The sequence below is a fragment of the Burkholderia sp. E168m23 genome (genome assembly GCF_016586125.1).
In the GTDB taxonomy this organism is placed as follows: Bacteria; Pseudomonadota; Gammaproteobacteria; order Burkholderiales; family Burkholderiaceae; genus Burkholderia; species Burkholderia orbicola.
Window position 1 is genome coordinate 1 of record NZ_BCPP01000108.1, and the last position, 11,679, is coordinate 11,679.

Below are 11,679 nucleotides of genomic sequence, written 5' to 3' on the forward strand. Positions count from 1 at the left end.
GCAGGATCTTCAGCACCTGCGGAATCCCGCCGGCCCGGTGTAGGTCGGTCGCGACGTATTGTCCCGACGGCTTCAGGTCGCAGATCACCGGCACGCGCTTGCGAATGCGCTCGAAGTCGTCGATCGTCCAGTCGACTTCGGCCGCGTGCGCGATCGCGAGATAGTGCAGCACCGCATTGGTCGAGCCGCCGGTGGCCATGATCACCGACACCGCGTTCTCGATGGATTCCTTCGTGATGATGTCGCGCGGCTTCAGGTCGCGCTTCACCGCCTCGACCAGCACGCGTGCCGATTCGGCGGCCGAATCGACTTTTTCCTGGTCGGGGTTCGCCATCGTCGACGAATACAGCAGCGACATCCCGAGCGCCTCGAACGACGAACTCATCGTGTTCGCGGTGTACATGCCGCCGCACGAACCCGACGTCGGGCACGCATTCTTCTCGACGCCTTCGAAGTCTTCCTGCGACATCCGGCCCGCGGTGAATTCGCCGACGGCCTCGAACGACGACACGATCGTCAGGTCGCGGCCCTTCCAGTTGCCCGGGCGGATCGTGCCGCCGTACACGTAGATGCCCGGCACGTTCAGGCGTGCGAGCGCGATCATGCCGCCGGGCATGTTCTTGTCGCAGCCGCCGACCACCACCACGCCGTCCATCCACTGGCCCTGCACGCAGGTCTCGATGCAGTCGGCGATCACTTCGCGCGACACGAGCGAGTACTTCATCCCTTCGGTGCCCATCGACATGCCGTCCGAAATCGTCGGCGTGCCGAAGATCTGCGGGTTCGCGCCGGCCGCCTTCACGGCATCCACGGCCGCGTCCGACAGGCGCTGCAGGCCGGAATTGCACGGCGTGATCGTCGAGTGGCCGTTCGCGACGCCGACCATCGGCTTGTCGAAATCGTCCTTCTGGTAGCCGAGGGCGTAATACATCGACCGGTTTGGCGAACGGGCCACGCCTTGCGTGATGTTTTTAGAGCGGCGGTTGTACGACATGGGGAGCTCCATCGTTGTTTTGGCGACGCCGGCGCGACCGGTGCGCCGGGTGGATCAACCAAGCATGGAGTTTCAGTTATCGGATGTCCAATATATTATTTGTCGCTTATTAAGTCGTTTTACGAATGAGTCGAGCATGGCCGATCCCACCCCCGACCTGCGCCAGTGGCGCTATTTCGTCACCGTCGCCGACGAGCGCCATTTCGGCCGCGCGGCCGAGCGCCTGTCGATGACGCAGCCGCCGCTGTCGCAGGCGATTCGCGCGCTGGAGGACGCGCTGGGGGTCGCGCTGTTCGTGCGCACCAAGCGCTCGGTGGCGCTGACGGCGGTCGGCGCGGCGCTGCTGCCGGACGTGCGCCGGCTGCTGGCGTCGGCCGACGCGCTGCCGCCGCTCGCGCGGCGGCTCGCACGCGGCGAGGCCGGCTCGCTGTCGCTCGCGTTCGTGTCGACCGCCGACTACGGGCTCTTGCCGTCGTTGCTGCGTGCGTTCGGCGCGCGCTATCCGCAGGTGCGGCTGCAACTTGCGGAAGCGACGAGCGACGTGCAGATCGACGAACTCGTCGCCGGGCGCATCGATGCCGGGCTCGTGATTCCACCCGTGCCGCCGCGACACGCGGCCGGGCTGTCGTACCTGCCGGTGGTGCGCGAACCGCTGGTGGTCGCGATGCCGGCCGGGGCATCCGATGCGCCGGAGGACGCGCCCGTGCAGCTCGCCGAGGTTGCCGCGTTGCCGCTCGTGATCTTCCCGCGTCGTTTGGCGCCCGGCTTTTATGACATCATTACGGGCTGCTACGGCGCGGCGGGGGAAACCCCCCACATCGGCCAGGAGGCGATCCAGATGCAGACGATCGTCAGCCTCGTGTCGGCCGGCATGGGCGTCGCACTGGTGCCGCAATCGCTGCGTAACCTGCGGCGCACCGGCGTGGTCTACCGGCCGCTCGCCGGCCCTGCGCCGGTCGTCGAGACGGGCCTCGTGTGGCGCACCGGCGACGTGAGCCCCGTGCTCGCCGGCTTCATCGACGTCGTGCGCGCGCAAGGTCTTGCCGCGTGACGTGAACGATGGCGTGCGCGCCCCGTCCAACGCGCGGTGCCGCACATGTGCGACGGCCGTACCGTATTCGAAAACTTCTTCGCTAACCCATGATCATTCACCCGAATTTCGACCCCGTTGCGATCCATCTCGGGCCGCTGGCCGTGCGCTGGTATGGCCTCATGTATCTCGTCGGCTTCATCGCGGCAATCGTCGTCGGCCGGATCCGCCTGAAGCTGCCGTACGTCGCGGCGCAGGGCTGGACCGCGAAGGACATCGACGACATGATGTTCTACGGCGTGCTCGGCACCGTGCTCGGCGGCCGGCTCGGCTACGTGCTGTTCTACAAGGCCGATTTCTATTTCTCGCATCCGCTCGACGTGTTCAAGGTGTGGGAAGGCGGCATGTCGTTTCACGGCGGCTTCCTCGGCGTGACGCTCGCGATGATGCTGTTCGCGTGGCAGCGCAAGCGCCACTGGCTGCAGGTCACCGATTTCGTCGCGCCGATGGTGCCGTTGGGGCTCGCGGCCGGGCGGCTCGGCAACTTCATCAACGGCGAACTGTGGGGCCGCGTGACCGATCCGACGGCGCCGTGGGCGATGCTGTTCCCGGGCGCGATGCGCGACGATGCGGCGTGGCTGCCGAAACATCCGGAACTCGTCGAGAAGTGGCATCTCGCCGACGTGTTCATGCAATACCAGATGCTGCCGCGCCATCCTTCGCAGCTCTATGAAATCGCGCTCGAAGGTATCGCGCTGTTCTTCGTGCTGTTCCTGTTCGCGCGCAAGCCGCGGCCGATGGGCGCGATATCCGCGCTGTTCCTGATCGGTTATGGCCTCGCACGTTTCACGGTCGAGTTCGCGCGCGAGCCCGACGACTTCCTCGGCCTGCTCGCACTCGGCCTGTCGATGGGGCAGTGGCTGTCGTTGCCGATGATCCTCGCCGGTATCGCGATGATGGTCTGGGCGTATCGGCGTCGCGCGGCGAATGCGGCTGCTTGAAGTGACTACATGAAGTGGCTGCATGAGGTGGCCGCATGACGCAGTAGCGATGCACGTGCGCCTGGCACGCGCATCGGTCACCCCGATGCACATGAAAACGCCGGCCCTCGGGCCGGCGTTTTTCGTTTCCGACGACTGCGCGATGTGCGTTACTTCATCTGCACCGAGCCGTTGACGGTGACCGACACGGTGGCCTTGCCGCCTTCGACCGCGATCGGCGCGCTCATCTTCGCGCTGTCCATCGGCGCCGCGGCCATCGCCATCATGCGCGGGTACGGCTGCACGTTGCGGCCGCTGCCGACGTTCACGTCGCGGATCGTGTAGCTGCTGTAGCCGAACGCCTTCGCGGCTTCGTCCGCGCGGGCGCGGAACGACTTGATCGCTTCGGTCGTGAGCTTCTGCTCGGCCGTGCGCTGTGCTTCCGGCGACAGCGAGAATTCGACGTTCGCGACCTGCATCAGGTTCGACAACTGGCCCGCCAGCTTCGACGCCGCGGCGAAATCGCGCGATTCGAGCGCGACCTCGGTGCGGCCGCGCCATGCGGAGATCTTGCCGTCGCGATCGGTGCTCGGATACACGGAGAACGCGCCCGTGTGCGCGGTGACGCCCGACACGCCCTTCGCCTGCGACAGCGCCGCATCCGCGCGCTGGTTCAACTGCGCGGTGAGGCTGCCCGGGTCCTTGGCCTGCTGCTCGTAGAACAGCGTGATGTGGATGATGTCCTGCGGCACGTCGGCACTGGCCTGCGACGAAAGCGACAGCACGCCCGCCGGCTCCGGAAAGTGCGGATTCGCCGCCTGCGCGTGCGCGGCGGGCGACGCGAGCGTCAGCGCGACGGGAACGGCGGCGGCGAGGGCGAGCGACAGCGCGAGTGCGGATTTCTTGGTCATTGTTGGACTCCTTGTGCGAGGGCGCGCACGCGGATCACGCGTGCGCGACGCGGGCGTACCGCGCGACGAAAAAACGACAGCCGGCCCGATTGGCCGACAGCGGTTGCTTAGGCTGCGCGAATGCTTCGCGAGTTCCGTTACGGCAACGCGTACTGACCGGATTTGACGTTTGGCGCGCGCCTACTTCATCAACTTTTCGGTGATGAATCGCCATTCCGCCCGCGTGACGGGCGTGATCGACAGCCGGTTGCCGCGCGCGAGCACGCGCATGTCGGCGAGCTCGTCGTGTTCGCGCAGCGCGGCGAGCGGCACGAGCGGCGACTTCTTCACGAAGCGCACGTCGACGAGCAGCCAGCGTGGCGCTTCCTGCGTCGATTTCGGGTCGTAATAGGGGCTTTTCGGATCGAACTGCGTGGGATCGGGGTAGGGCGTCGACGATACTTCGGCGAGGCCCGCGATGCCCGGCTCGGGGCAACTGGAGTGATAGAACAGCACGCCGTCGCCGATCTTCATCGTGTCGCGCATGAAATTGCGCGCCTGATAGTTGCGCACGCCGGTCCACGGCAGCGAGCGCTGCGGTGCGTTGGCGAGATCGTCGATGCTCGCTTCGTCCGGTTCGGACTTCATCAGCCAGTATTGCATGGTCGTGATCGACGCAGAAAGAGGCTGCTACAAAAGAAAACGGCACCGGGCGTTGCCCGATGCCGTTGGATAGGCCCCCGCCTTGGCCGCTAGGCCGGCATCCTGAACCTGAGGTTCAGAATTGGTCGCAGTTAGCAGCACTTCGGGTACATCAGACAGAGTGACGCGCGCGCCCGTGCTACAAATTTCCGCAACCGTGCACATGGCATTGGTTCAAGGAATATATGACCTTGGCGAACCAGGCAGGGAAGCTGACTGAACTGTGTTTCGATGCGCCAATTTGACCACCGTTGATCGTCGAGATCAAGCGGAATCGACGTATCGTTTGAAACGTTACTGCGTCTCGTGCTGTGCGAGTACCGCGCCGAGCTGTTCGTTCATCTGGTGCATTGTACGACGGATTTCCTCGGCCGGAAATGCTTCACCGTGCCGCACGCTCGTTTGCAGTCGCAGCAATTCCGATGCGAGGGACAGCGCCGCCATCACCGCGATGCGATCGGTGCCGCGCACCGAGCTGTTCGAGCGGATTTTCGACATTTCGGCGTCGACGCGTGCGACCGCTTCGAGCAGCGCCGCTTCGGTCTCGGCCGAACAGGCGAGCCGATAGGGCTGACCGAGAATCGAGACTTCGATCTGCTTGGTGCTCATGCATGTTCTCCGTGGCTGGCCGCGTCATCGCCATCCGTGCGCGCCTGCGCATCGAGCAGGTCGAGCTGGTTGTCGGCTTGCTCCGCGCTCTTCGAGCGCGGCAGCTTTTCGAGAATCGCGTTCAGTTTCACCTGGGCGTCGTCGATCTTCGCCGACAGCGTGTCGCGCTCGGCCGCGAGCGCATTGCGTTCGTCGCGCAGCTGCGCGAGTTCCGCGCGGACCGTGTCCGCTTCCGCGCGCAATTGCGCGACCTGCTCCTCGAGCGCGAGCCGTTCCGAGTGATAGCGCTTGTTCAGCGAAATCAGACGGCCAATATTTTGAGATAGGGTTTCGAGTTCGTTGAGCATTTGCTGCGTCCTCTAAAGACCCAGCATTTTAGCGCGGAATAACGCGCAATCCGACATCTGTAACGTTTCCAGTCGTAACACCCCGGCTTCTTGCCGCGAATAGGCGTGTCCCGCGCCGCGCCGGACGCTTCCTTGACGCTCGCGCGACCGCCTCCTAAACTGGCGCCGCCTCGGTGCTCGCGCGCAGGACGCGCGGTTAAACGGGAAGCAGGGTGCGGGCTCCACGAGCGTGCCAACCTGCGCTGCCCCCGCAACGGTAAGCGGCCGCGTCGTGTGACGCAGGCCGGCTCGGGCGCGTTTCGCGTGCAGGTCGCAGGCGGGCGCGGGCCACTGCGCGTCATCGCGCGGGAAGGCGAGCCGGACCGCCGCCAGCCCGGATACCGGCCGAGACGGGGAGCCCGCACGGGCTTCATGACGCGCGACCTGCGGGGAAGCAGGGCGCGCAATGTTTCACGGAACGTTCTTCGATGCCGACCCCAATCGTCCGCCACGCGCCCCTGTCGCGCCCGGCCGGCTGCCGCAAGCGGATGCGCCGCGCGTCGTGCGCGCGGCCGTGCGCGGCATGAGCGCCGCACGCGCCACCGTCATCTGGGCCGCGCTGGCCGCGTTGGTCGCGCTGCTGTTCGTCGCGTCGCTGTCGATCGGCAGCGTGCCGATGTCGCCGTGGCAGGCGCTCGCATCCCTCGTGCCGCACGGCGGCGACACCCTGTTTGCCGACATCGTCCGGACGCTGCGCCTGCCGCGCGCGCTCGCGGGTTTCGCGTGCGGCGCGCTGCTCGCGCTGGCCGGCGCGTTGTTGCAGGTGCTGCTGCGCAATCCGCTCGCCGAGCCGTACGTGCTGGGTGTGTCCGGCGGCGCGGCCGGCTTCGCGCTCGTCGCGATGATCGCGGGCGGCGCATGGTGGCTCGTCGACGCATCCGCGTTCGCCGGTTCGCTCGTATCGGTCGCGCTGGTGCTCGGTCTCGCGCGGCGCGAGCTGTGGCGGGGCGACTCGCGCGACGCGTCGCCGCGGCTGCTGCTCACCGGCGTCGTGATCGCGGCGGGGTGGGGCGCGCTCGTCACGCTGTTGCTGTCGCTCGCGCCCGACGCGCGGCTGCGCGGCGTCATCTTCTGGCTGACGGGCGACCTGAACGGCGCGACGGCGCCATGGTTCGCGTGGGGCGCGCTGCTGCTGAGCGCAGGCGTCGCGCTGCCGGTCGCGCCGCAACTGAACGTGCTGCTGCGCGGCGACGCGACCGCGCAGGCGCTCGGCGTGCCGGTCGCGCGCCTGCGCGTGCGGATCTATCTCGTCGCGTCGCTGGCCGCCGCGGCTGCCGTGACGACGGCCGGGACGATCGGCTTCGTCGGCCTCGTCGTGCCGCATGCGTTGCGGCTCGCATTCGGCAACGACCAGCGGATGCTGCTGCCGGCCGCGATGCTCGCGGGCGGGGGCGGCGTGATGGCGGCCGACCTGCTCGCGCGTACCGCGATCGCGCCCGCGCAATTGCCGGTCGGCGTGATGACCGCGTTGATCGGCGTGCCGGTGTTCCTGTGGATGTTGCTGAGGAGGCCGATGCGATGACGGGCACCGCGGCACTGAACGCCGCCGCCGGCGACCTGCACTACAGGGCCGTCGACCTGACGCTGAAGGCCGGCGCGCGCACGTTGCTCGACCGCTTCACGCAGGCGTTCCGCCCCGGCGAGATCTGGTGCGTCGCCGGGCCGAACGGTGCGGGCAAGACGACGCTGCTCGCCACGCTCGCGGGATTGCAGCCGCCGGCCGGCGGACACGTCGAGATCGACGGCCGGCCGCTTGCCGCGTGGCGCCCCGAGCCACTCGCGCGGCGCCGCGCGCTGATGCCGCAGCAATTGCACGATGCGTTCAGCGCGACCGTGTTCGACACGGTGCTGCTCAACCGCTTTCCGTATCTCGGCGGCTGGGGCTGGGAGCGCGACGACGACCGCACGGCCGCGCGCGCTGCACTCGCGACGTTCGACCTGAGCCCGCTCGCGTCGCGCGACGTGATGTCGCTGTCGGGCGGCGAGCGGCAGCGGGTCGCGCTGGCCGCGACGCTGTGTCAGGATGCGCCGCTGATGCTGCTCGACGAACCGCTCGCGCATCTCGACCTGCATCACCAGATCGATTGCCTCACTGCGCTGGCCGCCTGGCTCGCGGCAGCCCCGCGCACGATATTGTTTTCGTGTCACGACCTGAATCTCGCGCGGCGCTTCGCGACGCATGCGCTATTGCTCGACGGCCGTGGCCATGCGTCGGCCGGCCTCGTGCACGACGTGTTGACGCCCGAGCGCGCGAGCGACGCGTTCGGCTATCCGCTCGTGCTGATCCGCGAGAACGGCCGCGATGCGCTGCTGCCGGCGTGGCCTGCGCGACAATGACCTTTCCTGTTCCGATTTTTCCGATGCGCGGCGCATGCCGCGCCCACGACCCGGCTCCTCGATGACGACTCCCACCCCATTCCCGCCCGCGATCGCGCCGCTCGACGACGCGCTGCGCAAGCGCCTCCAACATGTGATCGACCACAAGACCAAGCCGCCCGGCAGTCTCGGCCAGCTCGAGGCGCTCGCGCTGCAGATCGGCCTGATCCAGCTAAGCGAGCGGCCGGTCGTGCAGCGTCCGGTGACGATCGTGTTCGCGGGCGATCACGGAATCGCGGCCGAAGGCGTCAGTCCTTATCCGCAGGCGGTGACTGCGCAGATGGTCGCGAACTTCCTGGCCGGCGGTGCGGCGATCAATGCGTTCTCGGGTGTCGCACAGAGCACGCTCGAGATCGTCGATGCGGGCGTCGTATCGCCGCTGCCGGTATCGGACCGGCTGGTGTCGCTGCCGGTCGCGCGCGGCACGCGCAACTTCGCGACGGAGCCGGCGATGACCCGTGAAGAAGCGATGACGGCGCTGGCCGCCGGCGCGGCGCGGGTACGCCTGCACGCGTCGCTCGGCACGAACGTGATCGGTTTCGGCGAGATGGGGATCGCGAACACGTCGTCGGCCGCGTGCCTGATGAGCCGCCTGCTCGACGTGCCGATCGACGCCTGCGTCGGCCGCGGCACGGGCCTCGACGACCAGGGTCTCGCGCACAAGCGCGCGGTGCTCGGCCGCGCGCTCGTCAAGCACTCGCATGCGATCGCGCCGCTCGACGTGCTCGCGACGTTCGGCGGCTTCGAGATCGCGATGATGACGGGCGCGTACCTCGCGGCCGCGAGCGAGCGGATGACGATCCTCGTCGACGGCTTCATCGCGACCGCCGCGCTGCTCGTCGCCGAGCGCATCGCGCCCGGCGTGCGCGACTACTGCGTGTTCTCGCATACGTCGCACGAGGCCGGGCACCGGCGCATGCTCGAGCATTTCGGCGCGAAACCGCTGCTCGCGCTCGACCTGCGGCTCGGCGAAGGCACGGGCGCAGCGCTCGCGCTGCCGCTGGTGCGCGCGGCGGCCGCGTTCCTCAGCGAGATGGCGAGCTTCGAGTCCGCCGGCGTCGACAATCGTGACGCCTGAGCGCGCGCGCGGCATGTGGGCCGAACTGCGCTACTTCTTCGTCGCGCTCGGCTATTTCACGCGCGTGCCCGTGCCGCGCTCGATCGGCTACGCGGCCGGCGATCTCGACCAGGCCGCGCGCTATTTCCCGCTCGTCGGCGCCTGCGTCGGCGCATGGGGCGCGCTCGTCTATCTCGTCGCACTGCGCGTGCTGCCCGCGTCGATCGCGGTCGGGCTGTCGATGGCCGCGACGCTGCTCGCGACCGGCGCTTTCCACGAAGACGGCCTCGCCGACAGCTGCGATGCGTTCGGCGGCGGTTACACGCGCGACGACGTGCTGCGCATCATGCACGATTCGCGGATCGGCACGTTCGGCGCGGTCGCGCTCGTGATCGCGCTCGGCCTGAAATGGCAGGCGCTGGCGGCGATGCTGCCGCTGCGCGCCGCATGGACGATGATCGCCGCGCATGCGGCGAGCCGCGCGATGGCCGTGAGCCTGCTGATGTCGCTCGACTACGTGCGGCCCGAAGGCAAGGCGAAGCCGGTTGCGCAGCGGATGGGCGCACGCGCGGCGTGCGTCGCGGCGGGGTTCGGATTGCCGTGGCTGTTCTGGCCGGACTGGCGCATGGGCGTTGCCGCGTGCGTGGCGCTCATGCTCGTGCGCGCGTGGCTGGCCCGCTATTTCGTGAAGCGGATCGGCGGTTATACGGGCGACTGTCTCGGCTTCACGCAGCAACTGGGCGAACTGACGATCTATCTCGTGGTGCTCGGATGGACATCGTCCTGATCCGCCATCCGGCCGTCGGCATCGAGCCGGGCGTCTGCTACGGGCGCAGCGACGTGCCGCTCGCCGATTCGACCGATGGCGGTGCGCAGGCCGTGCGTGCGCATCTGGCGGAACTCGGTGCGCCGTTACCCGAGCAGGTCTGGACGAGCCCGCTGACGCGCTGCGCATCGATTGCCGAACGGCTCGCGCGGGCTTTCGACGTGCCGTTGCGGCGCGATGCCGACTGGCAGGAAATGGATTTCGGTGCGTGGGAAATGCAGCGCTGGGACGATATCGACCGCGCGGCGCTCGATGCATGGGCGGCCGACCTGATGCATGCGTGCGCGCACGGCGGAGAAAGCGTCGCGCGATTCGTCGCGCGGGTTGCGCGGCGGGCCGATGCGCTTGCGGCATTCGACGGGCCGCAATGGGTCGTCACGCATGCGGGCGTGATCCGCGCATTCGCGTCGCATGTGTTGCGCGTGCCGCTCGATACGCTGCTGTCGCGGCCGGTGCCGACCGGCGGGGTCGTGTGGCTGCGCACGGACGACGACACGCGCACATGGGAAGTCGTGCACTGGGACGCATAGGTGCACTTGCGTCTGCAAGCGAACGACGCGGCACACGGATCGATCTGCGCTCGGCCGCCGGACGCATCCGGCACCGATGCGCGATGAACGCGCGAGCCGCTGCGCGGGAAATCAGCGCACCGGCCGCCGCGCACGCGCGGCATCCAGATCCTCGCACAGCGCGGCCGCACCCTGCGCGATCCGCGGCGATGGCCGCGTCAGCAGATCGCCGTCGATCGCGAACAGGTTGTTGCGCGCCACGGCCGTCAGCGCGGGCCACGCACGCCAGCGCGCGAGGCTCGGCAGCGGTTCGTTCGAACGGGTCGCGCCGGCACTCGTCGTCACGATCGCTTCCGGATTCGCCGCGAGCACGGCCTCGTCGGTCACGGTCGGCGCGAGCGGCTTGAGCGACGCGAATACGTTGCGGCCGCCGCAGAGTTCGAACACTTCGTTGATCAGATGCGTGCCGTTGAGCGTCGTCAGCGGGCGGTCCCACACCTGGAAGAACATCGTGACGGGCGGGCGTGCCGCGTAGCGTGCGCGCAGTGTCGCGATGTCTCGGGTAAAGGCGGCCGCGGCGGCATCGGCAGTCGGTTGCGTGCCGAGCAGCGTGCCGAGCCGGCGCAACGACGACGACACGTCGTCGAGATGCTTCGGTTCGCTGAAGAACAGCGGAATGTGCAGCGCGCGCAGCGCGTCGGTCTGCCGCTCGGCGTTGCCGTGCCGCCACACGACGATCAGGTCGGGCTTCAGCGCGGCGATGCGTTCGAGATCGAGCGCCTTGTTGTCGCCGACGCGTGGCACCGCTTGCGCGGCGGCCGGATAGTCGCTGTACGTGACGGTGCCGACGAGCTTCGCGCCGCCGCCGGCCGCATAGACGAGCTCGGTCGCGTGCGGCGCGAGGCTGATTACGCGCTGGGCAGGCGCGGGTAACGTGACCGTGTTGCCGGCGTCGTCGCGGGTCGTGACGTCGGCGTGGACGAGCGGTGCGTGAGCGAGCGCGGCCAGCAGCGCGGCCGGCGCGAGCCGGCGGAACATGGGGGCGCTCATGCGGATGCCTTCAGCAGCGGCACGCAATGCGCGAGCGCGTCGCCGAGGCGCTGCCATTCGGCTTCGCTCGCCGGCAGGCCGATGCGTACGCTCGACGGCGCCGGGAAGTGCCGCGTCCAGATTCCGCGTGCCGCGAGCGCGGCATGCAGCGCCGCGGCGCGCGGGTCGTCGCTCCAGCTGAAGAGCGGCGTCGCGCGAACCGCGAAGCCGTGCGCACGCAGCAGCGCGGCCAATCGTTCGCCGTCGGCCGCGAGCCGCTCACGGGCGGCA

General features: G+C 68.6%; 13 protein-coding genes, 1 other RNA gene, 1 pseudogene and 1 riboswitch. Of the genes and pseudogenes, 7 read left to right on the plus strand and 8 right to left on the minus strand.

Translation table 11 applies throughout. From position 1 onward, the window contains the following. Window positions 1-994, minus strand: a 994-nt coding sequence (locus JMF90_RS08495; RefSeq protein ID WP_201325042.1) for a dihydroxy-acid dehydratase, incomplete at its 3' end; no start/stop codon positions are given. Between the two features lie 136 nt (window positions 995-1,130). Between JMF90_RS08495 and JMF90_RS08500 the strand changes: the two genes are divergently transcribed. After that, window positions 1,131-2,045 (plus strand): LysR substrate-binding domain-containing protein, encoded by a 915-nt coding sequence (locus JMF90_RS08500; protein ID WP_006478087.1) that lies wholly within the window; start codon window positions 1,131-1,133, stop codon window positions 2,043-2,045. 89 nt (window positions 2,046-2,134) lie between these two features. Continuing rightward, window positions 2,135-3,025, plus strand: coding sequence for a prolipoprotein diacylglyceryl transferase (lgt, locus tag JMF90_RS08505; protein ID WP_011545976.1), 891 nt, complete (start codon window positions 2,135-2,137; stop codon window positions 3,023-3,025). 149 nt (window positions 3,026-3,174) lie between these two features. Here the strand turns inward: lgt and JMF90_RS08510 are convergent, their stop codons facing one another. The 5 genes from JMF90_RS08510 to JMF90_RS08530 all read right to left on the minus strand — a co-directional run bounded on the left by JMF90_RS08510 (window position 3,175) and on the right by JMF90_RS08530 (window position 5,552). Next, the gene (locus JMF90_RS08510) at window positions 3,175-3,915 is read right to left on the minus strand and encodes an SIMPL domain-containing protein (RefSeq protein ID WP_011545975.1); all 741 of its coding nucleotides are present in this window, start codon (window positions 3,913-3,915) and stop codon (window positions 3,175-3,177) included. A gap of 180 nt (window positions 3,916-4,095) precedes the next feature. After that, window positions 4,096-4,557 carry an EVE domain-containing protein gene (locus JMF90_RS08515; RefSeq protein WP_006478090.1) on the minus strand — a complete coding sequence of 154 codons (462 nt, stop codon included), beginning with the start codon at window positions 4,555-4,557 and terminating at the stop codon, window positions 4,096-4,098. A gap of 70 nt (window positions 4,558-4,627) precedes the next feature. Next, window positions 4,628-4,809, minus strand: a non-coding RNA gene (ssrS, locus tag JMF90_RS08520) — 6S RNA. Between the two features lie 81 nt (window positions 4,810-4,890). Further along, complete coding sequence (locus tag JMF90_RS08525; protein ID WP_006478091.1) at window positions 4,891-5,205, minus strand: cell division protein ZapA; 315 nt, start codon at window positions 5,203-5,205, stop codon at window positions 4,891-4,893. Next, window positions 5,202-5,552 (minus strand): ATPase, encoded by a 351-nt coding sequence (locus tag JMF90_RS08530; protein ID WP_006478092.1) that lies wholly within the window; start codon window positions 5,550-5,552, stop codon window positions 5,202-5,204. The genes JMF90_RS08525 and JMF90_RS08530 overlap by 4 nt, the downstream gene beginning before the upstream one ends. A gap of 154 nt (window positions 5,553-5,706) precedes the next feature. After that, a riboswitch (cobalamin riboswitch) is annotated at window positions 5,707-5,956 on the plus strand. Between the two features lie 41 nt (window positions 5,957-5,997). Here JMF90_RS08530 and JMF90_RS08535 point away from each other — a divergent pair. The 5 genes from JMF90_RS08535 (at window position 5,998) to cobC (ending at window position 10,380) form a co-directional block, all read left to right on the plus strand. Beyond that, a complete protein-coding gene (locus tag JMF90_RS08535) occupies window positions 5,998-7,113 on the plus strand; it encodes an iron ABC transporter permease (protein ID WP_011545974.1) in 1,116 nt (371 codons plus the stop codon). Further along, on the plus strand, window positions 7,110-7,928 hold the full coding sequence (locus tag JMF90_RS08540) for an ABC transporter ATP-binding protein (protein WP_011545973.1): 819 nt from the start codon (window positions 7,110-7,112) through the stop codon (window positions 7,926-7,928). Before JMF90_RS08535 ends, JMF90_RS08540 begins: the two co-directional genes overlap by 4 nt. Before the next feature lie 61 nt (window positions 7,929-7,989). Further along, window positions 7,990-9,045 (plus strand): nicotinate-nucleotide--dimethylbenzimidazole phosphoribosyltransferase, encoded by a 1,056-nt coding sequence (gene cobT, locus JMF90_RS08545; RefSeq protein ID WP_011694361.1) that lies wholly within the window; start codon window positions 7,990-7,992, stop codon window positions 9,043-9,045. A 13-nt stretch (window positions 9,046-9,058) separates the two neighbouring features. After that, window positions 9,059-9,811: an adenosylcobinamide-GDP ribazoletransferase gene (locus tag JMF90_RS08550; protein WP_011545971.1), complete on the plus strand. Its 753-nt coding sequence runs from the start codon at window positions 9,059-9,061 to the stop codon at window positions 9,809-9,811. Then, window positions 9,796-10,380, plus strand: a complete 585-nt coding sequence (gene cobC / locus JMF90_RS08555; RefSeq protein WP_011545970.1) for an alpha-ribazole phosphatase — start codon at window positions 9,796-9,798, stop codon at window positions 10,378-10,380. Before JMF90_RS08550 ends, cobC begins: the two co-directional genes overlap by 16 nt. A 111-nt stretch (window positions 10,381-10,491) precedes the next feature. Here cobC and JMF90_RS08560 read toward each other — a convergent pair whose 3' ends face one another. Then, complete coding sequence (locus JMF90_RS08560; RefSeq protein ID WP_011545969.1) at window positions 10,492-11,409, minus strand: cobalamin-binding protein; 918 nt, start codon at window positions 11,407-11,409, stop codon at window positions 10,492-10,494. Beyond that, window positions 11,406-11,679, minus strand: a pseudogene (locus tag JMF90_RS08565) (threonine-phosphate decarboxylase); the annotation flags it as partial. The gene JMF90_RS08560 and the pseudogene JMF90_RS08565, both read right to left, overlap by 4 nt.

Coding starts and splice junctions, on each gene's coding strand:
- cobT (WP_011694361.1), top strand. CDS start 7,990: ATGACGACTCCCACCCCATTCCCGCCCGCGATCGCGCCGCTCGACGAC.
- JMF90_RS08540 (WP_011545973.1), top strand. CDS start 7,110: ATGACGGGCACCGCGGCACTGAACGCCGCCGCCGGCGACCTGCACTAC.
- lgt (WP_011545976.1), top strand. CDS start 2,135: ATGATCATTCACCCGAATTTCGACCCCGTTGCGATCCATCTCGGGCCG.
- JMF90_RS08525 (WP_006478091.1), bottom strand. CDS start 5,205: ATGAGCACCAAGCAGATCGAAGTCTCGATTCTCGGTCAGCCCTATCGG.
- JMF90_RS08510 (WP_011545975.1), bottom strand. CDS start 3,915: ATGACCAAGAAATCCGCACTCGCGCTGTCGCTCGCCCTCGCCGCCGCC.
- JMF90_RS08535 (WP_011545974.1), top strand. CDS start 5,998: ATGTTTCACGGAACGTTCTTCGATGCCGACCCCAATCGTCCGCCACGC.
- JMF90_RS08530 (WP_006478092.1), bottom strand. CDS start 5,552: ATGCTCAACGAACTCGAAACCCTATCTCAAAATATTGGCCGTCTGATT.
- cobC (WP_011545970.1), top strand. CDS start 9,796: ATGGACATCGTCCTGATCCGCCATCCGGCCGTCGGCATCGAGCCGGGC.
- JMF90_RS08560 (WP_011545969.1), bottom strand. CDS start 11,409: ATGAGCGCCCCCATGTTCCGCCGGCTCGCGCCGGCCGCGCTGCTGGCC.
- JMF90_RS08550 (WP_011545971.1), top strand. CDS start 9,059: ATGTGGGCCGAACTGCGCTACTTCTTCGTCGCGCTCGGCTATTTCACG.
- JMF90_RS08515 (WP_006478090.1), bottom strand. CDS start 4,557: ATGCAATACTGGCTGATGAAGTCCGAACCGGACGAAGCGAGCATCGAC.
- JMF90_RS08500 (WP_006478087.1), top strand. CDS start 1,131: ATGGCCGATCCCACCCCCGACCTGCGCCAGTGGCGCTATTTCGTCACC.